Raw genomic sequence first — 20500 nt, 5'->3', positions numbered from 1 at the left:
GCTTGGTAGGTTAGCCTACAGGGGTGCAAGACGTCGAGGAGTTCCGGTCTGAGGTCCGTGCCTGGCTGGCCGACAATCTGGTTGGCGAGTTCGCCAAGCTCAAGGGCCTCGGCGGCCCGGGGCGCGAACACGAGGCGTTCGAGGAGCGGCTGGCCTGGAACCGCCACCTCGCCGACGCCGGGCTGACCTGCCTGGGCTGGCCGGTGGAGCACGGCGGGCGCGGCCTGTCGGTGGCGCACCGGGTGGCGTTCTACGAGGAGTACGCGAAAGCCGACGCCCCGGACAAGGTCAACCATCTCGGTGAGGAGTTGCTCGGCCCGACGCTGATCGCGTTCGGCACCCCCGAGCAGCAGCAGCGCTTCCTGCCCGGCATCCGCAACGTCACCGAGCTGTGGTGTCAGGGCTACTCCGAGCCCGGCGCGGGCTCCGACCTGGCCAACGTCGCCACCACGGCCGTCCTGCAAGACGGCAAGTGGGTGATTAACGGCCAGAAGGTGTGGACGTCGCTGGCCCACCTGTCGCAGTGGTGCTTCGTGGTGGCCCGCACCGAGAAGGGCTCCAAGCGGCACAACGGCCTGTCCTACCTGCTGGTGCCGCTGGACCAGCCCGGTGTGGAGATCCGCCCGATCGTGCAACTCACCGGCACCTCGGAGTTCAACGAGGTGTTCTTCGACGACGCGGTCACCGACGCCGACCTGGTGGTCGGCGAGCCCGGCGACGGCTGGAAGGTCGCGATGGGCACGCTGACCTTCGAGCGCGGGGTGTCCACGCTGGGCCAGCAGATCCGGTACGCCCGCGAGCTGTCATCGCTGGCGGAACTGGCGCAGCGCACCGGTGCCGCCGACGACGCGGTGATCCGCGAACGGCTCACCCGCGCCTGGGTCGGCCTGCGGGCCATGCGGTCGTATGCCCTGGCCACCATGGACGTGGAACAGCCGGGTCAGGACAACGTGTCGAAGCTGCTGTGGGCCAACTGGCACCGCGACCTCGGCGAGCTGGCGATGGACATCATCGGGCGTCAGTCGATGGTGCTCGAAGGCGGCGAGTTCGACGAGTGGCAGCGGCTGTACCTGTTCACCCGCAGCGACACCATTTACGGCGGGTCCAACGAGATTCAGCGCAACATCATCGCCGAGCGGGTGCTCGGCCTACCGCGGGAGGCAAAGGGATGACGGATCTGGCTAAGGACCTTTCCAAGGCGCCGGAGGAGATTCCCGGCCACGGTCTGCTCAAGGGCAAGGTCGTCGTCGTCACCGCCGCCGCCGGCACCGGCATCGGCTCCACCACCGCGCGGCGCGCGCTGCTGGAGGGCGCCGACGTGCTGGTCTCGGACTACCACGAGCGCCGCCTGGGCGAGACCCGCGACGAACTGGCCGGCTTGGGGCTGGGCCGGGTGGAGGCGATCACCTGCGACGTCACCTCCACCGCCGCCGTCGACGCGCTGATCACCGGCGCCGTCGAGAAGATGGGCCGGATCGACGTGCTGGTCAACAACGCCGGCCTGGGCGGGCAGACGCCGGTGATCGACATGACCGACGACGAGTGGGATCGGGTCCTGAACGTCACGCTGAACTCGGTGATGCGCGCGACCCGCGCTGCGCTGCGGTACTTCCGGGACGCCCCGCACGGCGGGGTGATCGTCAACAACGCCTCCGTCCTCGGTTGGCGCGCCCAGCACTCGCAGTCGCACTACGCCGCCGCCAAGGCCGGCGTGATGGCGCTGACCCGGTGCAGCGCAATCGAAGCCGCCGAATACGGGGTGCGGATCAACGCCGTCTCGCCGAGCATCGCTCGGCACAAGTTCCTGGAGAAGACGTCCTCCACCGAGCTGCTGGACCGGCTCGCCGAGGGTGAGGCGTTCGGCCGGGCCGCCGAGCCGTGGGAGATCGCCACCACGATCGCGTTCCTGGCCAGCGACTACTCCAGCTACCTGACCGGCGAGATCATCTCGGTGTCCAGCCAGCGCGCCTGATCCGCCGATGACCCGACGAGACGAACTGCTGCAGTTGGCGGCGGAGATGATGGCCGAGCGGGGCCTCAAGGCCACCACCGTCCGCGACATCGCCGACGCCGCCGGCATCCTGTCCGGCAGTCTCTACCACCACTTCTCCTCCAAGGAGGAGATGGTCGACGAGGTGCTGCGGGACTTCTTGAACTGGCTGTTCGACCGCTACCAGCAGATCCTGGACACCGAGGCGAATCCGCTGGAGCGGCTCAAGGGACTGTTCCTGGCGTCGTTCGACGCTATCGAGCACCGGCACGCCCAGGTCGTCATCTACCAGGACGAGGCCAAGCGACTGTCCGGCCAGGAGCGGTTCTCCTACGTCGACGAACGCAACCGGCAGCAACGTAAGATGTGGATTGACGTGCTGCAGCAGGGAATCGAAGAGGGTTACTTCCGAGCCGATCTCGACGTCGACCTGATCTACCGATTCATCCGGGACACGACCTGGGTCTCGGTGCGCTGGTATCAACCGGGCGGGCCGCTCACCGGCGCACAGGTCGGTCAGCAATATCTCGCCATCGTCCTCGGCGGCATCACGAAAGAAGGAACACCATAATGGCTGAAATCGCTAAAATTTCCGAGGCATACGTCATCGACGCGGTTCGCACCGCCGGCGGCAAGCGGGGCGGCTCGCTGGCCGGGGTGCACCCGATCGACCTGGGCGCCACCGCCTTTCAGGGCCTGATCGACCGGGTCGGCATCGATCCGGCCGTCGTCGACGACGTGATCGCCGGCTGCGTGGACGCCATCGGCGGGCAGGCCGGCAACATCGGCCGGCTGGCCTGGCTGGCCGCCGGCTACCCCGAGGGCGTCCCGGGCGTCACCGTCGACCGGCAGTGCGGGTCGTCGCAGCAGGCGATCTCGTTCGGCGCGCAGGCCATCATGAGTCGCACCGCGGACGTGATCCTGGCCGGCGGCGTGCAGAACATGAGCCAGATCCCGATCTCCTCGGCGATGATCGTCGGTGAGCAGTTCGGTTTCACCTCGCCGACCAACGAGTCGAAGAAGTGGCTGGAGCGCTACGGCGACCAGGAGATCTCCCAGTTCCGCGGCGCCGAGATGATCGCCGAGAAGTGGGACATCTCCCGCGAGGAGATGGAGCGCTTCGCCCAGCAGAGCCACACCCGGGCGTTCGCCGCGATCGCCGAGGGCCGCTTCGACAACGAGATCATCCCGGTTGGGGAGTTCCGTGTCGACGAGGGCCCGCGCGAGTCCACCCTGGAGAAACTGGCCAGCCTGAAGACCCTGGTCGAGGGTGGCCGGCTGACCGCGGCGCTGGCCAGCCAGATCACCGACGGCGCCTCGGCGGTGCTGCTCGCCTCCGAGGATGCGGTCAAGGCCCACGGCCTCAAGCCGCGCGCCCGCATCCACCACATCAGCGCCCGCGGGGACGACCCGGTGTTCATGCTGACCGGCCCGATCCCGGCCACCCGCTACGCCCTGGACAAGGCCGGCCTGACCATCGACGACATCGACGTCGTCGAGATCAACGAGGCGTTCGCCCCGGTCGTGCTGGCCTGGCTGAAGGAATTCCCGATCGACCCGGCGAAGGTCAACCCCAACGGCGGCGCGATCGCCCTGGGTCACCCGCTGGGCGCCACCGGCGCCAAGCTGTTCGCCACGATGCTCAACGAACTGGAGCGCACCGGCGGTCGCTACGGCCTGCAGACCATGTGCGAGGGCGGCGGCACCGCCAACGTCACGATCATCGAGCGGCTCTGAAATCGCGGACCGGCTCAGGTATCGCTAGAATCCCCGGCCATGGGGTCACCGAACATGCCCGGACAGAGTGAGTCGGGCGGCGCGGTTTCGGCGGGCGGGCGCCGAATCCGCGGTCTGGACGCTGACGAGCGTCGCGCACAGCGGCGCGATCAGATTCTGGTCGCCGCCTTCGAGCTGTTCGCGCGCGACGGGTACGCCAACACTGCGATCGAACAGATCTGTCAGACCGCCTATGTCGGCAACAAGGCGTTCTACGAGCTCTTCGAGAGCAAGGAGGACTGCTACCTGACGCTGCTGGCGCAGATCGCCGAGCGCGTCGAGGTGGCGGTCGCCGAGGCCATGGGCCAGGCGGCGCCGGACGAGGACGAGCGGCAGATCCTGCGCCGGGTCCTCTCGGCGTTCGCGCACACCCTCGCCGACGACCCTCGGGTCGCGGTGGTGGCGTTCGGCGAGTCCGCGGGTGTCTCGCCGCGCGTCGAGGGGCGCCGACGGGAGAACCGGCGCCGGACGGCCGAATTCCTGGAGGCGCTCTGGCGGGCGCATCATCCGGCCAACGACCGCACCGACTACCAGGCGCTGTCGGTGGCCACGGTCGGCGGGCTGTTCGAGTTGGTCGCGGAGTCCGTGCACCGGCCCGAGCCCCGGCCGATCGATGACCTCATCACCGACCTGACCACGTTCGTGCTGGTGGTCGAGGCGGGCATCGGCCAACTCGGGGCCTGACCCCGCACCGCGAGCGGGAAATCCGCGACGCTGAATCGGCGTGTGGCGTAGTGAGATTCCGGCTCGACGGGGTGACTGGCGGTCAGCGGCGCGCTGGGGAACCCTTGGCCAATGACGGAGCCGGCCTGGCCGTTCCTCGGCGCAGAGGTGTTGGCCGCCAAGGTGATGCCGGAGCGGGCGATGCGTTCGCTGTACGAGGCGGTCTACCCCGGGGTGTACGTGCCCCACGGGATCGACCTAACGGCATGCCAGCGCGCGGCGGCGGCGTGGCTGTGGTCGCGGCGGCGGGGTGTGGTGGCCGGTAATTCCGCGGCGGCACTGCTGGGTGCGAAGTGGGTGGATGCGGCGCTGGATGCTGAACTGGTGCACGACAACCACAAGTCGCCGCCGAGACTCGTGGTGTACACCGATACGTTGCTACCGGGGGAGGTGGTGACCGTCGCCGGGATGCCGGTCACCAGCCCGGCTCGTACTGCGTTCGATATCGGCCGGCGGACCCGGTCCCGGCTGGCCGGTGTGCAGCGACTGGACGCCCTGGTCAACGCGACCGGTGTGGGTATTGCGGAGGTCGAGGCCGTCATCGCCGCGCACCCTGGCGCGCGCTACCTGACCCGATTGCGCGGCATCCTGCCGCTCGTGGACGGTGGGGCGGAATCGCCGCAGGAGACCCGAACCCGGTTGGCGTTGATCGACGCAGGACTCCCGGCGCCCGAGACTCAGATCGTCGTCCGCGACGCCTCCGGTGGTTTCGTGGCCCGGGTCGACTGGGGGTACCTCCCGCTTGCGGGGGAGGGATATCGGAGTCTCAAGGTCGGCGTCGAATACGACGGCCCGCAGCACTGGACCGATCCGAAGCAGCGCCAGCGTGATATCGATCGGCACGCGGCGCTGACCGCCGAGGGCTGGGTGATCATCCGGGTCACCGCCGAACTGCTCAACTACCGGTTGGCGACGTTCATCGGGCGGGTTGAGGACGCGATGTACGCCGCCGGCTGGATGGGCCGCACCGCGAGCGGGAAGCCAGCGACGCTGGAACGGCGTGTCGCGTCGTGAGATTCCCGCTCGGGGTTAAACGACGAAGGAGTTCGCGGCCTTGAGGTGCTCGACGGCCTCGTCGACGATCGAGGTGATCAACTCCTGGCACGACGGCAGGCTGTCGAGGATGCCGGCCACCTGACCGGAGGCCAGCACACCGGCCTCGGTGTTGCCCTCCACCAGACCGGCTTTCAGCAGCATCGGGGTGTTGGCGGCCATCAGCACCTGCGACCAGGTGAGCTCCTTGCCGTGCCGCATCGCCAACCCGTCCTTGACCATCGTCGGCCAGGACATCTGCGACATCTTCTTGAACTTGGCGGCGTTGCGGATCGCGGCAGTGAAACCGCGTGCCCGCGACCCGCTTTCGAGCTTGTTCACCAGTTCGGTGCGCAGCACTCGGTGCGGCATGCCGTCGACGCGGGTGGAGACGACGGTGCCGCTGAGGTCGGCGGCCAGATAGCGCTGCTTGACCGAGTCGGGCACCGTCGAGTCAGACGTCAAGAGGAACCGGGTGCCCATCGCCACGCCGGTCGCGCCATACGACAACGCGGCGGCCAGACCGCGGCCGTCGAAGAAACCGCCTGCGGCGATCACCTGCACATCGGTGCCGGCCACTGCGTCGAGCACCGACGGCAGCAGCAGGGTGGTGGCCACCGGTCCGGTGTGCCCGCCGCCCTCGCCGCCCTGCACGATCACCGCGTCGGCACCCCAGGACGCTACCTTTTTGGCGTGCTTGGCCGCACCCACCGACGGGATCACCACGGAGCCGGCCTCTTTGAGCTTGGCGATCAGCTCGGCCTTGGGGGCCAGGGCGAACGACGCGACCTTGACGCCCTCGCGGATCATCAGGTCCACCCGGTCGCCGGCGTCGGCGCCGTCAGCGCGGATGTTGACCCCGAACGGCTTGTCGGTGGCCGACTTCACCTTCTTGATGGCGGTCGCCAGCTCGTCGATGGTCATCGTCGCCGAGGCCAGGATGCCCAGCCCGCCGGCGTTGGCGGTGGCCGAGACCAGCCGGGCGCCGGCCACCCAGCCCATCCCGGTCTGCACGACCGGGTGTTCGATGCCGACCAGCTCGGTCAGTGGGGTCTTCAAGCCGGTCATGCCTTGACCTCTTTGTCCCGGAACGACTTCGGGTCGATGACCTCGCGGATCAGCCGCAGCTCCTCGGCCGTCGGCAAGCGGGTCTCGCCGGCGTCGGCCAACCCGTGCACCTCGAACGAGGTGTTCTCGGTGACCTCGGCAGCGGTGACGCCGGGGTGCAGCGAGACCGCCCGCATCTGATGCGACGGGCCGCCGAAGTCGAAGACGCCCAGGTTGGTCACCACGCCGCCCAGGTTGAAGAACCGGAAGGCCGGGTTGGTCGGGTCGACCTTGTCGTAGCCGATCCCGGAGACGATGTCGACGGTCTCGGTGAACACCCGCGACGAGTGCGCGCCCACCCAGTAGCTGGTGGTGTGGTTGATGGTGTTGCCCGGCGCGCCGCGCACCCCGAACATCTGCCGGGTCGGGTGCTGCAGCGGCCCGAACGCGGACAGGTTCTGGTTGCCGTAGCGGTCGATCTGGTTGGCGCCCATGATCACATGGCGCTTGCCCCAGGCCAGCGTCTCGAAGACCCGGTTGAACGGCATCCAGCCCTCCAGCGGGCCGACCTTGCCGATCGCCGGGGTGTCGGCCAGGATCCGGGCCTCGCCGTCGGTGAGCAGCAGGTCGGGGGAGAAGGTCAACCGCGCCAGCCGGGCGCCGATCGACGGCACGGTGGCCATCGGTGAGGCCATGATCTCGCCGGCGTCGCGGAACAGCTCGGCGCAGGCGACGGCGCAGACCTCGGCGCGAGTGGGTGAGTCGTTCATGCTTGTGCCTCCGCTCCGAATGCCTTAACCGCCGCCTGGTAGTCATCTTCGCTGCCGGACAGGTAGGTGGCCTTGAATTCCGCCCAGGTCTCGTCGGACTTGGCGGCCTCGGCGTAGTGCCGCTGGAACTTCTCGTCGCGCCCGTAATCGGCTGCGCCGATGGTGAAGTGGGCGCCACCCGGTGCCTCCACAACGCGATCCACCATCATCCGGTTGATCACCTGGGTCTGCGGGATCGAGTTCGCGATCAACTCCTCGGTGGTGACGATCTTCTCCACCGACAGGAAGCGGCGCTGCGCCGACATCAGGAACAGGTCGTCGAAGTACGGGTCGATGCCGGTGTAGGCGGCGTTGCCGCGGGCGTCACCGATGTTCATGTGTACGAACGCGGCGTCGAGGTTCAGCGCCGGCATCGCGACCAGGGTCTCGTGCCCGCCCTCAACCGGGTACGGCGAGGTGACGGTCTTGAGCTCGTCGCCCCAGAACTCGCGCACCGAGCTGCCCAGCCCGGCGCGGATCGGCAGGAACGGCAGCCGCTGGGCGGCGGCCTGCAGCCCGCAGCGCAGCATGCCCTCGTCCATCTCACGGGCCTCGATGGCACCGGTGGTGCGGGCCTTCGCGAACCACGGGTCGTAGAACGGCGGCGAGTCCAGGGAGACGAAACCGTAGTAGGCCCGGCGCACCTTGCCCGCCGAGCACAGCAGGCCCAGGTCCGGCCCGCCGTAGGTCACCACGGTCAGGTCCTTGACGTCGGTGCGCAGGATCGCGCGCACGAACGCCATCGGCTTGCGCCGGGATCCCCAGCCGCCGATGCCGATCGTCATACCGTCGCGCAGTTCGGCGACGGCCTCATCGAGCGTGGTTACCTTGCTCATTTCTTGGCACCTTTCTCGGTTCCGGCGAACTCGTCGCGGTGCTCGTCGGCCACCCCGGACAGGTTCAGCTCGAACGTGAAGCCCTGCTCCATCCGGTAGCTGGAGTTGACCTTCTGCACATCAATCAAGTTCAGGGCTTCTTTCGCGGCCCGGATCACCCGGGTGTCCTTCGACGCGATGTCGCGGGCGACCCGCAGCGCGGCCTCGTCGAGTTCGGCGCGCGGCACCACCTCGTGCACCGACCCGTAGTCGGCCAGGACCGAGGCGGGCACGGTGGCGGCGGTGTAGAACAGCCGGCGCATCATGTGCTGCGGCACCAGCCGGGACAGGTGGGTGGCCGCGCCCAGGGCACCGCGCTCCACCTCGGGCAGGCCGAACTTGGCGTCGTCGGAGGCGACGATCACGTCGGCGTTGCCGACCAGGCCGATACCGCCGCCGACGCAGAAACCGTTGACCGCGGCGATCACCGGCACCGCGCACTCGTAGACGGCCTTGAACGCGGCGAAACACCCGCGGTTGGCGTCGATCAGGGCGGTGAAGCCCTCGGTGGCCTGCATCTCCTTGATGTCCACGCCGGCGTTGAAGCCGCGGCCCTCGGCGCGCAGGATCACCACGTGGGTGGCCATGTCGTTGCCGGCGGCGGTGATCACCTCGCCGAGTTCGAACCAGGCCCGCGACGGCAGGGCGTTGACGGGCGGGAAGTCGACGGTGACCGTGACGATCCCCGGTTCGACGGTGGTGGACGTGATCGGCATCTGGCGTTCCTCGATTCCGGGGCTCAATTACCTGAGCAAGCACTTGCTTGGTACGCTAGCACAGTGTCTGACTCTGCGGCGTCGCCGATCTCCCTCGGATTGACCGGCAAGGTGGTTCTGGTGACCGGTGGCGTTCGAGGGGTCGGCGCCGGCATCAGCAAGGTCTTCGCCGATCAGGGCGCGACGGTCGTGACGTGTGCGCGTCGCCCGGTGGAGGGACTGCCGTACGACTTCCACTCCTGCGACGTCCGCGACGACGACGCGGTCACGGCGATGATCGACGCGATCGTCGCCAAGCACGGTCGCCTGGACGTGGTGGTCAACAACGCCGGCGGTTCGCCGTTCGCGCTGGCCGCCGACGCGTCGGCGAACTTCACCCGCAAGATCATCGAACTGAACCTGCTCGGTCCCCTGCTGGTCGCCACCCACGCCAACGCCGTCATGCAGACCCAGGCGACCGGTGGGGCGATCGTCAACATCTCCAGCGTCAGCGCGCACCGGTCCAGCCCCGGCACCGCCGCCTACGGCGCCGCCAAAGCCGGGATGGACAGCGCCACCACCAGCCTGGCGGTGGAGTGGGCGCCGAAGGTGCGGGTGAACTCGATCGTGGTCGGGATGGTCGAGACCGAGCAATCCGAACTGTTCTACGGCGACGCAGAATCGGTCGCCGCGGTCGGGGCCACCGTGCCACTGGGCCGGCTGGCCAAGCCATCCGAAATCGGTTGGACAGCAGCATTTTTGAGTTCCGATCTGGCGTCCTACATCAGCGGTGCCAGCGTTACCGTGCACGGCGGGGGCGAGAACCCCGCCTACCTGAACGCATCCAGCGCAAACAAATAAGGAGACACTGTCATGGGACTTCTCGACGGCCGCGTAGTCATCGTCACCGGCGCCGGCGGCGGAATCGGGCGGGCGCACGCCCTGGCCTTCGCCGCTGAAGGCGCCCGGGTGGTGGTCAACGACATCGGCGTCGGCCTGGACGGTTCGCCGGCCGGCGGCGGCAGCGCCGCGCAGGGCGTGGTCGATGAGATCAAAGCCGCCGGCGGGGAGGCCGTCGCCAACGGCTCCAACGTCGCCGACTGGGCGCAGGCCGAGCAACTGGTCCAGACCGCCGTCGACACCTTCGGTGGGCTGGACGTGCTGGTGAACAACGCCGGCATCGTGCGCGACCGGATGTTCGCCAACACCAGCGAAGAGGAGTTCGACGCCGTCGTGGCCGTGCACCTCAAGGGGCACTTCGCCACCATGAAGCACGCCGCCGCCTACTGGCGGGCCAAGTCCAAGGCCGGCGAGACGGTGGACGCGCGCATCATCAACACCTCCTCGGGCGCCGGCCTGCAGGGCAGCGTCGGGCAGGCCAACTACTCCGCGGCCAAGGCCGGCATCGCCGCGCTGACCCTGGTGGCGTCCGCCGAGATGGGCCGCTTCGGGGTGAGCGTCAACGCGATCGCGCCGGCCGCTCGCACCCGGATGACCGAGACCGTCTTCGCCGACATGATGGCCACCCAGGGCGACGCCTTCGACGCGATGGCCCCGGAGAACGTCTCCCCGCTGGTGGTCTGGCTGGGCAGCGCCGAGTCAAAGGCTGTCACCGGCAAGGTGTTTGAGGTCGAGGGCGGCAAGATCCGGGTCGCTGAGGGCTGGGCGCACGGTCCGGAGGTCGACAAGGGCACCAAGTGGGATCCGGCGGAACTGGGTCCGGTCGTCACCGACCTGCTGGCCAAGGCGCGTCCGGCGGTGCCGGTCTACGGGGCGTGAGTTTGCGCACTCGGCGACGGCCTCGCTGAACGCCTCCCGATCCGATATTCAGCCGGGCCGGTCTGCACACGCCGACGGGCCCGGCTGTTTTCACGGCCCTGATGATCGCTGACCACGATCGGATTCCGTTGGGCAGCAACCGGTTCGGCTGATCAGACTGTCGTCGCACGGGGCGCAAGGTCACGCTCGACACCGGCTCGGGTCGCCGAATCGTGACCATCAATTGACCCGGACAAGCCGAAACGAGACTGGAGTCGAGGCACGTTTTCGGCCTAGGCTGTGCAGCGCAGCATGACCAGAAGCGGGGGCGCTTTCGGATTGGAGGGCCCGTGGTTTCGGTTCCTGTGGCACCGTCATCGACTGTTGGGCGCACTGCGCGGGATCGTCATCCGCACCCCGGCGGGGGCATACCGAAATTCGCGTGGCCGACGGTGCTCCTGGGACTCGCCGCGCTGACACTGTTCGGATATGTGGCGCTCGCAACGCTCGCCGGGCACCTGCCACTGTGGCTGACAATCGCGCTGAGCACCCTGGTCACCTACGTGATGTTCTCGGTGACCCACGAGACGACGCACAACTCGCTGTGTGGTCCGCGCTGGATCAACGCAGCGGTCGGACGGTTCACCTGGCTGTTCGTGGTGCCGACGTTCTCGCTGCCGGCCTGGGGCTACGTCCACCTTCAGCACCACCGCTATGCCAACGATGCCGAGCGCGACCCGGACGTCTTCGCCACCCAGGGCCCGAAGTGGCAGCTACCGCTGCGCTGGGCGCTGATGGACCTCTTCTACGCGATCTGGTACGTGCGACACCTGCCGGATCGCTTCCGGCGGGACTGGCGCCGCCCGGCCGCCGAACTCGCTGAGACGACGGTGCTGTTCTGCGTCGGTTTCGTGGTCCTCGCAGTGGTGGCCTACACCGGGCACCTGCGGGACCTCGCGGTGATCGTGCTGATCCCGCAGCGCATCGGTATTGCGATCCTGGGCTGGTCGTTCGACTGGCTGCCGCACCACGACCTGGACGCGACCCAGCGCACCGACCGCTACGGTGCGAGCCGGATCCGGCTCGGCCTGGAGTGGCTGCTGGGGCCGCTGATGCTGTCGCAGAACTACCACCTGGTGCACCACCTGCACCCGTGGCTGCCGTTCTACCGCTACATGCAGGCCTGGCGCCGCAACGAAGAGGCGTATCTCGACCACAACCCGGCGATGACGACAATCTTCGGTCGGCCGGTCACTGCCGACGAGGTGCGCCGGTGGCAGCATCGCGGAGTGTCGGCGCCGGTACCGCCGCTCTAGCCCCGGCGGGGCTGCCGGTCGTCGCCGGTCGGCAGCGCAATGGCACGGTAGGCCGAATTCGTCCGATCCGAACAGCATTACCGCGTTGCAGGCCGCGCGACCGGGACTGTGTGCCATTGACCTGATTGAAAAAAGAAATCCTTCTCGTGATGATCTGTTCTTGTTCCTGATGTTGGGGTAAATTATTTTGCAGTTTCGTCTAGGTTTTGAGCGCTGGAAAGCGGCGCTCTCTTAATCCGAGGGAGATCATGTCCAAGAAGAATCGTGCGGTTGGAGCCAGCAGTGCGGTCGCGGCTTTTTTGGCGTTCGGGCTGTCGCCTATGATGTCAGCCCCGGCGGCCCATGCGGACTTCGACGATGCGCTCAGTGACCTGTTCTCCCAAGTGGATTCGTGGTTCGACCCGTCGGCGGGTGCGTCGGGCTGGGATCTGGGTGACCTGTTCGGGTCGGCGGCTGCGGTGTCGGGTTCCGCAGCCGGCGATCCGCTGGCGCAACTCGACACGTTCTTCGCCAACACAATTAATACGATCGTCTATCAGCCACTTCACAGTATTGGAGAGTCGATCGCCAACAGCGGTGGTATCGCGGGTGTGATCAGCAACGGCCACGACGCGTACGTCACGGTGGATTCCGACGGCACTATCGACTACACCGCGGCCACCGCGGGTGGTTTCCTGTTCGGTGACGGCGGCGATGGCGCGCTGACGTACAACTCCGACGGGGATCTGCTCGACCAGGGTGGTCACGTCGTCCAGGTTGACGGCGCGGATGTCACTCAGGCCGACATCGAGGACGGTTCGGTCACGATTCACGGGCTGACGTCGGCGGACCAGTCCGGCGGTAACGCCGGCCTGATCGGCGATGGCGGCGCCGGCGGCGGCGATGTCTTCGGCCTGGCCGGTGGTGCCGGTGGTGCCGGTGGATCGCTGATGGGCAACGGTGGCGACGGCGGCGCCGGCGGCATCGGCGCGGCGGGCATCGCCGGCACCAACGACGGTGTCGGTGGTGTCGGTGCTGCCGGCGGTCTTGGTGGCGGTGCCGGCTTCCTGTTCGGCAACGCGGGTAACGGCGGTAACGGTGGCGTCGGCGGCGCGGGCCTGGCCGGGGCGCCCGGGGCTAACGGTGCCGCGGGGCTGTCGCTGCCTTCGGGCAGCACCAGTGGCGTGGCGGGTCACAGCGGCGGCAACGGTGGTGACGGCACCGTCGGGGCAAACGGCGGTGTCGGTGGTGCCGGTGGTGCCGGCGGCCAGGCCGGGCTGTTCGGTAACTCCGGTAACGGCGGCAACGGCGGCCTGGGTGGTGCCGCCGGTAACGGCGGCAACGGCGGCAACGGCGGTGCCGGCGGTAACGGTGCGGACTACGACGGGCAGAGCGGATCGGATTCGTTCGCGGTGGCGGCGGGACCGGCCTCGCCGGCTTCCCCGGCCGCTGGCGCCGGTGGTGGTGGCGGCAATGGCGGCAACGCCGGTGACGGCGGTATCGGTGGTGCGGGTGGCGCCGCCGGTGCCGGTGGTGCGGGTGGCTTCTTCGGCCTGCACACCGCCGGCAACGGCGGCCTCGGCGGCGGTGGTGGTCTCGGTGGCGCTTCGGGCCTGGCCGGCAACGGTGGCGACGGCGGCCTCGGTGGTAGCGGGCTGCCGGCACGTGGACCGGAGGAACTCGTTGGCCAGAGCGACACCGGCCCGGCCACCGGCCCGGGTGTGGCCGGTGGCGCCGGTGGTGCCGGCGGGCACGGCGGCAACCTGGGTACCGCCGGTGCGGGCGGCGTCGGCGGCCAGGGCGGCGCGTCCACCGGAATCTTCGCGGGCGCTGTGGGTGCGGACGGTGCGACCGGTGATGCCGGGACGCTGCCGACCGCGGTGTCCGGCAACGGCGGCAACGGTGGTGCCGGCGGCAACGGTTTCGGCTACTACACCAGCGGTGACAACGAGGGCGTCGGTGTGGCCGGCGGCAACGGTGGTGTTGGCGGGGCCGGCGGTGACCACGGCAACGGTGGCAACGGCGGTGCCGGCGGTGCCGGCGGCCAGGGCAACGGCGGCGGCATCTATGGCAACGGTGCTGCCGGCCTCGCCGGTGGTGTCGGCGGCAACGGTGGTGCCGGCGGCGCGGGCGGGAGTGTCTCCGGTAACGGCGGCAACGGCGGTGCGGCCGGCGCCGGTGGTGTCGGCGGAACCGGCGGTTACGGCGCCTACGGGACCGCCCTGGATGTCCCGGGTGGCACCGGCGGCGCCGGTGGTCTCGGTGGCGCCGGTGGCATCGGTGGCGCCGGTGGTGCGGCGACCAACGGCAACGGTGGCACCGGCGGCGCGGCCGGTGTCGGCGGCAACGGCGGTGTCGGCGGCGATGGCGGTAGCGGTTTCGACGACCCGAGCACCACGACTGCCACGGCGAACTCCGATGCGAACCCGGTCATGGTCGGCGGCGCCGGTGGCATGGGCGGCAACGGCGGAGCCGCGGGCACGGCCGGTGCCGGTGGGATCACCCAGGGCGGCGGCGACAACGGCGCCGACGGGGCCACCGCCCACCAGGGCAACGGCGGTGACGGTGGCCAGGGCGGTGTCGGCGGGAAGCCCGCCTTCGGCGCGGACGGCGTTTTCGCCGGCAACGGTCTGAGCCCGGCGCACACCGACGCGACCGGCGGCGGTGGTAACGGCGGTGTCGGCGGTCAGGGCGGCACCGGCTGGCACGCCGGTAACGGTGGCGAGGGCGGCTCGGGTGGTTGGGGCATCTACGGCGGCACCGGCGGTGCCGGTGGCGCTGCCGGAGCGATGGGCGCCGACGGCGTCGCCGCCGACGGTGGTGCCGGCGGTGTCGGCGGCCTCGGAAACGCCCACGGCGGCTACGGCGGCGAGGGCGGCGCCGGTGGCGATGCCACCGGCACTCAGACCGCCGGCGACGGTGGTGACGGCGGTGCCGGCGGGGATGTGCTCTTCGGTGTCGGCCCCGGCACGTTCGCCGGAGGTCACGGCGGCAACGGCGGTGTCGGCGGCACCTCCGAGGACGGCCAGGCCGGGGTCGGCGGTAACGGCGGCGGCGGTGGTGCCGCGGCCCAGGACGGTACGGGCGGCTCCGGCGGTGACGGCGGCAATGGTGGTGCCAGCACCGGCGCGGGTAACGGTGGCGCCGGCGGAAACGGTGGCAGCGCCGGAACGGCCGGGGCCGATGGCGGTGCCGGCGGTCACGGCGGCGACGGTGGCGTCGGTGGCGCGGCCAACAGCGGCAACGCCGGCAACGGCGGCAACGGCGGAAACGGCACCGACGGTGCCAATGGCGTCGACGGCACCGCCGACGGCACTACCGACGCCACGCTCACGGCGCCGACTGTCGGTGGTAGCGGTGGTGCCGGTGGCAACGCCGGGGCCGGCGGCGTCAGCACCTCGGGTACCGACGGCACTGCAGGCACCGGCGGTGACGGCGGTAACGGCGGTAACGGCGGCACGGGTGCCGGCATCGACACCAACGGTGTGGCGGCCAATGGTGCTGCCGGTGGCGCCGGCGGTAACGGTGGCACGGGCAGCGTGAACGGCAACGGCGGTGCCGGTGGCGCCGGTGGCGCCGGTGGCGCCCATGGTCAGGGCGCGACCGCGGGCAGCGGTGGTGTCGGTGGTTCCGGCAGCACCGGCAGCGCCACCGAGGTCGGCCACGGCGGTGGCGGTGGCGGTGGTGGCGGCGGCGCCAGCATCACCGGTGGCGGCACTGTGACCGGCGGTGTCCAGGGTGGCGACGGCGGAGCAGGTGGTGCCGGTACCGCATCCGGTGCGGGTGCGACCGGTGGCACCGGCACCAACGTGCACGACATCGTCGACGCCAACAGCACGCTGGCTAACAACACCATCAACGGTCTGAACAACGGCAGCGGCGCCACGGTCACACTCAGTGCGACCAATGGCGGCTCCGCTACCGGGAACGTGCTTGACCTGGGCACCGGCAGCGCCGGTAACGCCGGCGGCTCGGTGTCGATCACCGCCGACGGCGCCGACAGTACGGTGACCGGCAGCACCATCACCGGCGGCAACGCCGGCGCCGGCGGCGACGGTGGGGCCGCCACGATCATCGCCACCGGCGGTGGGGCGGTGACCGGAGTCACCGCAACCGGCGGGAACGGTTCCGACACCGCGGCGGGCGGCTACAGCTTCGTCGGCGCCTACGGTGCCCACAGCGTGGTGACCGACAGCAGCGTTATCGCTGGTAACGCGGGCTCCGGCGACGGTTCCACGGGCAGCGCCGGCGGTGCCGGCGGTGGCGCGGGAGCGTACTCCGTCGGCGGCGGATCGATCAGTGGTGCCACGGTGACCGGCGGGGTCGGCGGTGCCGGGACGACCGGTGGTGCCGGTGGTGCCGGTGGCTACGCCGGCATCCAGGCTGGTGGAACCGGCACGACCGCTACCGGCATAGCCACCGGCGGCGTCGGCGGCGCCGGCAACGGCGGCGGCACCGGTGGCGCAGGCGGTGGCGGTGACATCACCGGCGGCTTCAGCAGCTCGGACCAGCTACTTCACGGTGGCGGCTCCGTTGACGGCAACGCGACCGGGGGGGCCGGTGGTGCAGCGACGGGTGCCGGCAGCACCGGTGGCACCGGCGGCGCCGGCACCATGCAGGTGACCGGGCCCGGCTCATCGAACGGTGAGAGCCTCGGTGGCGACGGCGGTGCTGCGACCGACGGGGGAACCGCCGGCAACGGCGGCGCCGGCCAGATCCTCGCCCTCGGTAACGCGGCCGACAGCAGGACAGCACCGGATGTCGATGCGGCCAGCAAGGCGTTCGGCGGTGACGGCGGAGCGGCGAGTGCTGCCGGTGCAACCGGCGGTAACGGCGGAACCGGCCAGGTGGTTGCGTGGAGCAACGGGTCGAGTGCATCCGGCACCGGAACCGGTGGTGACGGTGGCGCGGGCGACGGCGGCAACGGCGGCAACGGCGGCGTCGGCTCGGTGCAGGCCGGGCCCAGCGGCGCGGAGGTCCAGGGTGACCATTCGGCGACCGGCACCGCCACCGGTGGCAACGGCGGTGACGGCGGCACCAACGGCACCGACGGCGCCAAGGGCGGCGACGGTGGCCAGGGTGGCCGCGGCAACGTGCAGTCCTACCAGGGGCAGAGCACGGATTCGACCGGGACTTCTGTCGGCGGCAACGGCGGTAACGGCGGTAACGGCGGCACCTTCGTCAACAGCACCGACAACGGCAACGGCGGTGTCGGCGGCAAGGGCGGCATGGGTGGTGCGTTCAACGGCAACGGCGCCGTCGGCACCGCTGAGGACGGCGGTAACGGCGGCAACGGCGGTGCGGACGGCACGGTCGGTGTGGCCGGCGCACCTGGCGCGGCTAGCCCTGGGGTCACCAACCCCTAGGTCTCGCAGTCAGCCGGTTGGCACCGGACACTGTGGGCCGCGTCGAACCGACGCGGCCCACAGCGTCCCGCCGACGGATGCCGGACCGAAAAATACACTGAAGGCTTCACCCAAGAGACTTGGATTCACCGATGCCCACAACCGCGCAGCCACGACTCTTTGCGACGCTCGCCGCGGCCACCGCCATCACGCTCGGCGCCCAGGCCGTCGTCGCCAACCCGGTGGCGCACAGCGCGCCGGTCGCCGCGGCCCCGGTCTCACACTCCGTCGAACTGACCGCCCTGGCGCAGGACGCCAGCCTGATGGATCAGTTCGGGGAACTCACCGGGCTGTCGGGGTTTCTGAACATCGTCGACAACCCGGACCTGCCGTTCTTCCCGTTCGCGATCATGACCGAGTTGGCGCTGGAACTGCTGTTCGTGCTGCCGCTCACCGCGATCGTCGGTGTGCCGCTGACGCTGCTGACCGGGGGCTCGGATGCGCTGAGCGAGGCGATCAGCCAGTTCAACGCGGTCGGTGCGGGGATCAGCGCCACGTTCACCGGCCTGCAGGACTGGTACGCCACCCACAACGCGTTCACCGGCGCATTGCTCGACCCCGCGCCGAGCGACACCGGTGACAGTGCGGGATCGGGTGCCGCCGCGCTGCTGTCCGGCCTCGACCCGGAGTCCTCCGGTATCAACCTGGACTTGGCGGGTGTCGACCCGGGCGTCCCGCCAGAGGTCCCGGGGTTCGACGTCGACTCCGGCGACCTGGCTGCCGCGCTCTGACGAGCCGCCTCAGCGGTCGATCGTCAGGTGGTCCCCGCAGGCCCGCGAGATGCAGATCAGCATGTCGCCGCGGGCCCGCTCGTCAGCGGTCAGCAGATTGTCGCGGTGGTCGTCGAACTCGACGTTGCGGGCCTGGATCTCCACCCCCGCCGGTTCATGGATGTGTCCGCCGACCGCCGCCGGCTGCGCCCGGTCCGTCACCGGGGTTCGCAGATCACCACCGGGATCACCCGGTCGGTGTAGGACTGGTAGTCGTCGAAGTCGGGGTACATCGCGGTCAGCTTCGGCCAGTATTCGGCGCGTTCGTCGGCGGTGGCGTCCCGGGCGGTCAGGCTGAGCACCTCACCGCCGATCTGGAACTTCACCGCCGGGTTCGCCTTGAGGTTGAGGTACCACATCGGGTTGCTGGCCCGCCCGCCCTGCGAGGCCACCAGCAGCACCCGGTCGCCGTTGCGTAGGAACAGCAGTGGGGAGTTTCGGGGCTGACCGGTCTTGCGGCCGGTGGTGGTCAGGATGCCGACCGGCGGCAGTTCGTCGACCTTGTTGCGGCCCAGGCGCCACTTGCCGCCCAGCTTGCCGTCGCTGGCCCGGTACAGCCAGGTGTTGACCCGCGACCCCCACTTGATCACGACGCGGGTCAGGTCCGAGTTCAATCCGCGGGGCGCAGACGATTCCGAGGTCATCGGGCCAGCTTAACCGGCAGGTGCTGGCCCGAACCGTCGTCAGGCGCGCTGCAGGAACGGCTTGATGCCGGCCCGGATGTGGTGGATCCGCGCCGCGCCGTCCGGACTGGAGGCCGGGATCACGAACGTCTCGTCGACGCGACTGCACACCCGCCAGCCGAACAGCGACGGCTTGGTGATGATGTCGTAGACCGCGCGCACCGCGTCGCCGTCGATCGAGTACTCCGGGGCGGTCGCGGCCTTGATCAGCTTGAACTGCGGCCCCCGGTCCAGGCTGCGCCGCAGGTGCGCGCCGGAGAACCCGGTCTTGAGGCCGACCTCGATGCGGACGCAGTCGTCGGCGAATGGCACCTCCGCCGAGTCGTGGCTGACCAGCGCGTCGATGTAGGACTGCGCGACGGCGATCCGCTGCGCGTCCGAAAGCGCCACTAGATCCGCTCGATGATGGTGCCGGTGGACAGCGCGCCACCGGCGCACATGCTGATCAGCGCGGTGGACTTGTCGGTGCGCTCCAACTCGTGCAGGGCGGTGGTGATCAGCCGGCTGCCGGTGCAGCCCACCGGGTGCCCGAGCGCGATCGCGCCGCCGTTGACGTTGACCCGGTCCATGTCCGGGTTGTGCACCGCTGCCCAGGACAGCACCACCGACGCGAACGCCTCGTTGACCTCGAACAGGTCGATGTCGCCGATCTTCATGCCCGCCTTCTCCAGCACCTTCGCCGTGGACTGCACCGGGCCGTCCAGGTGGTAGTGGGTCTCGGCGCCGACCAGCGTCTGGCTGACGATCCGGGCGCGGGGCTTGAAGCCGAGAGCCTTGGCCCGGTCTTCGTCCATCCACAGCACCGCGGCGGCGCCGTCGGAGATCTGCGAGCTGGTGCCGGCGGTGTGGATACCGCCCTCGATCACCGGCTTCAGCCCGGCCAGGCCCTCGGCGGTGGTGTCGCGCGGGCCCTGATCCCGGCCGACCATGTGCAGCTCACTGGTGGGCTGCTTGTTCTCGTCGATCACCGGGGCCTCGATCGCGCTGATCTCCCGGTCGAAGCGGCCCTCGGCCCACGCCTGCTTGGCCAGCTGCTGGGAGCGCAGCCCGAACGCGTCGACGTCGGCACGGGTGATGCCGCGGCGCCGGGCGATCCGCTCGGCGGCCTCGAACTGGTTCGGCAGGTCGACGTCCCAGGACGCCGCCCGCGCCCCGCCGCCGTTCTCGCCCAGGCCGACCCGGCTCATCGCCTCGATGCCGCAGGCGATGCCGATGTCGATGGCGCCGGTGGCGATCAGCCCGGCGATGAAGTGGTTGGCCTGCTGACCGGAGCCGCACTGGCAGTCGATGGTGGTGGCGCCGACGTGCTCGGGCAGCCCGGCCACCAGCCAGGACTGCCGGGTGACGTTGTTGGCCTGCTCCCCGTACTGGGTGACGCAGCCGCCGATGACCTGCTCGACGTCGCCCGCGCTGATCCCGGCCGTCAGACCGGCCTTGGCGATCAGAGCCTTCTGCACCGCCCCCAGCAGTTCGGTGGCGTGCAGGCCGGACAACCAGCCGTTACGTTTGCCGATGGGACTGCGGGTGGCTTCGACGATGACGGGATTGCCCATGCAGGCCAGATTAGAACACGTTTCATTACGCTGACAAGCGCGGACGTGTTAGAGCCTTTGGTCTACGGTGAGCGCATGTTTTACTGCTA

General features: G+C 69.9%; 19 protein-coding genes. 11 read left to right on the top strand and 8 right to left on the bottom strand.

What is annotated here, in order from left to right:
* Positions 1 to 23 precede the first annotated feature (23 nt).
* From ipdE1 to KIH27_RS06005, 6 genes are all read left to right on the top strand, one after another.
* The gene (ipdE1, locus tag KIH27_RS06030; RefSeq protein WP_214092034.1) at positions 24 to 1172 is read left to right on the top strand and encodes an acyl-CoA dehydrogenase IpdE1; all 1149 of its coding nucleotides are present in this window, start codon (positions 24 to 26) and stop codon (positions 1170 to 1172) included.
* Positions 1169 to 1972, top strand: coding sequence for a (5R,7aS)-5-hydroxy-7a-methyl-1-oxo-2,3,5,6,7,7a-hexahydro-1H-indene-carboxyl-CoA reductase (gene ipdF, locus KIH27_RS06025; RefSeq protein WP_214092033.1), 804 nt, complete (start codon positions 1169 to 1171; stop codon positions 1970 to 1972). The genes ipdE1 and ipdF overlap by 4 nt, the downstream gene beginning before the upstream one ends.
* A gap of 7 nt (positions 1973 to 1979) precedes the next feature.
* Positions 1980 to 2561, top strand: a complete 582-nt coding sequence (gene kstR2, locus KIH27_RS06020; RefSeq protein ID WP_214092032.1) for a TetR family transcriptional regulator KstR2 — start codon at positions 1980 to 1982, stop codon at positions 2559 to 2561.
* Positions 2562 to 2578: 17 nt separating this feature from the next.
* A complete protein-coding gene (gene fadA6 / locus KIH27_RS06015; protein ID WP_214092112.1) occupies positions 2579 to 3727 on the top strand; it encodes a steroid 3-ketoacyl-CoA thiolase FadA6 in 1149 nt (382 codons plus the stop codon).
* 39 nt (positions 3728 to 3766) lie between these two features.
* Positions 3767 to 4450, top strand: coding sequence for a TetR/AcrR family transcriptional regulator (locus KIH27_RS06010; RefSeq protein WP_250149659.1), 684 nt, complete (start codon positions 3767 to 3769; stop codon positions 4448 to 4450).
* Positions 4451 to 4561: 111 nt separating this feature from the next.
* On the top strand, positions 4562 to 5503 hold the full coding sequence (locus tag KIH27_RS06005) for a type IV toxin-antitoxin system AbiEi family antitoxin (protein ID WP_214092031.1): 942 nt from the start codon (positions 4562 to 4564) through the stop codon (positions 5501 to 5503).
* Positions 5504 to 5518: 15 nt separating this feature from the next.
* Here KIH27_RS06005 and ipdC read toward each other — a convergent pair whose 3' ends face one another.
* The 4 genes from ipdC to echA20 are packed head-to-tail and all read right to left on the bottom strand — an operon-like array spanning position 5519 to position 8968.
* Positions 5519 to 6589, bottom strand: coding sequence for a (3aS,4S,5R,7aS)-5-hydroxy-7a-methyl-1-oxo-octahydro-1H-indene-4-carboxyl-CoA dehydrogenase (ipdC, locus tag KIH27_RS06000; protein WP_214092030.1), 1071 nt, complete (start codon positions 6587 to 6589; stop codon positions 5519 to 5521).
* Positions 6586 to 7338: a cholesterol ring-cleaving hydrolase subunit IpdB gene (ipdB, locus tag KIH27_RS05995; RefSeq protein WP_214092029.1), complete on the bottom strand. Its 753-nt coding sequence runs from the start codon at positions 7336 to 7338 to the stop codon at positions 6586 to 6588. The genes ipdC and ipdB overlap by 4 nt, the downstream gene beginning before the upstream one ends.
* Positions 7335 to 8213: a cholesterol ring-cleaving hydrolase subunit IpdA gene (gene ipdA, locus KIH27_RS05990; RefSeq protein WP_214092028.1), complete on the bottom strand. Its 879-nt coding sequence runs from the start codon at positions 8211 to 8213 to the stop codon at positions 7335 to 7337. The genes ipdB and ipdA overlap by 4 nt, the downstream gene beginning before the upstream one ends.
* Positions 8210 to 8968: a (7aS)-7a-methyl-1,5-dioxo-2,3,5,6,7,7a-hexahydro-1H-indene-carboxyl-CoA hydrolase gene (gene echA20, locus KIH27_RS05985; RefSeq protein WP_214092027.1), complete on the bottom strand. Its 759-nt coding sequence runs from the start codon at positions 8966 to 8968 to the stop codon at positions 8210 to 8212. The genes ipdA and echA20 overlap by 4 nt, the downstream gene beginning before the upstream one ends.
* A gap of 63 nt (positions 8969 to 9031) precedes the next feature.
* Here echA20 and KIH27_RS05980 point away from each other — a divergent pair, with 63 nt between their 5' ends.
* The 5 genes from KIH27_RS05980 to KIH27_RS05960 all read left to right on the top strand — a co-directional run bounded on the left by KIH27_RS05980 (position 9032) and on the right by KIH27_RS05960 (position 18136).
* Positions 9032 to 9808 (top strand): SDR family oxidoreductase, encoded by a 777-nt coding sequence (locus KIH27_RS05980; protein ID WP_214092026.1) that lies wholly within the window; start codon positions 9032 to 9034, stop codon positions 9806 to 9808.
* A gap of 12 nt (positions 9809 to 9820) precedes the next feature.
* Complete coding sequence (locus tag KIH27_RS05975) at positions 9821 to 10726, top strand: SDR family oxidoreductase (RefSeq protein WP_214092025.1); 906 nt, start codon at positions 9821 to 9823, stop codon at positions 10724 to 10726.
* 431 nt (positions 10727 to 11157) lie between these two features.
* On the top strand, positions 11158 to 12021 hold the full coding sequence (locus KIH27_RS05970; protein ID WP_214092024.1) for a fatty acid desaturase: 864 nt from the start codon (positions 11158 to 11160) through the stop codon (positions 12019 to 12021).
* Positions 12022 to 12341: 320 nt separating this feature from the next.
* Complete coding sequence (locus KIH27_RS22955; protein ID WP_214092023.1) at positions 12342 to 17366, top strand: PE family protein; 5025 nt, start codon at positions 12342 to 12344, stop codon at positions 17364 to 17366.
* A 131-nt stretch (positions 17367 to 17497) separates the two neighbouring features.
* Positions 17498 to 18136: a hypothetical protein gene (locus KIH27_RS05960; protein WP_214092022.1), complete on the top strand. Its 639-nt coding sequence runs from the start codon at positions 17498 to 17500 to the stop codon at positions 18134 to 18136.
* A gap of 9 nt (positions 18137 to 18145) precedes the next feature.
* On the opposite strand, the gene KIH27_RS05955 is transcribed toward KIH27_RS05960, so the two are convergent.
* Genes KIH27_RS05955 through KIH27_RS05940 form a run of 4 tightly spaced genes read right to left on the bottom strand, consistent with a single transcriptional unit; the run spans position 18146 to position 20411 of the window.
* Positions 18146 to 18337, bottom strand: a complete 192-nt coding sequence (locus KIH27_RS05955; protein WP_214092021.1) for a hypothetical protein — start codon at positions 18335 to 18337, stop codon at positions 18146 to 18148.
* Positions 18334 to 18819 (bottom strand): nitroreductase family deazaflavin-dependent oxidoreductase, encoded by a 486-nt coding sequence (locus tag KIH27_RS05950; RefSeq protein ID WP_214092020.1) that lies wholly within the window; start codon positions 18817 to 18819, stop codon positions 18334 to 18336. Before KIH27_RS05950 ends, KIH27_RS05955 begins: the two co-directional genes overlap by 4 nt.
* 39 nt (positions 18820 to 18858) lie before the next feature.
* Positions 18859 to 19248 carry a DUF8021 domain-containing protein gene (locus KIH27_RS05945; RefSeq protein ID WP_214092019.1) on the bottom strand — a complete coding sequence of 130 codons (390 nt, stop codon included), beginning with the start codon at positions 19246 to 19248 and terminating at the stop codon, positions 18859 to 18861.
* Complete coding sequence (locus tag KIH27_RS05940) at positions 19248 to 20411, bottom strand: steroid 3-ketoacyl-CoA thiolase (protein ID WP_214092018.1); 1164 nt, start codon at positions 20409 to 20411, stop codon at positions 19248 to 19250. Before KIH27_RS05940 ends, KIH27_RS05945 begins: the two co-directional genes overlap by 1 nt.
* Positions 20412 to 20500: the final 89 nt, after the last annotated feature.

Origin of the sequence: Mycolicibacter acidiphilus (assembly GCF_018455725.1) — a bacterium.
In the GTDB taxonomy this organism is placed as follows: domain Bacteria; phylum Actinomycetota; class Actinomycetes; order Mycobacteriales; family Mycobacteriaceae; genus Mycobacterium; species Mycobacterium acidiphilum.
The sequence above is the reverse complement of the archived record's forward strand: the minus strand, read 5'-3'. Positions and strand labels throughout refer to the sequence as shown.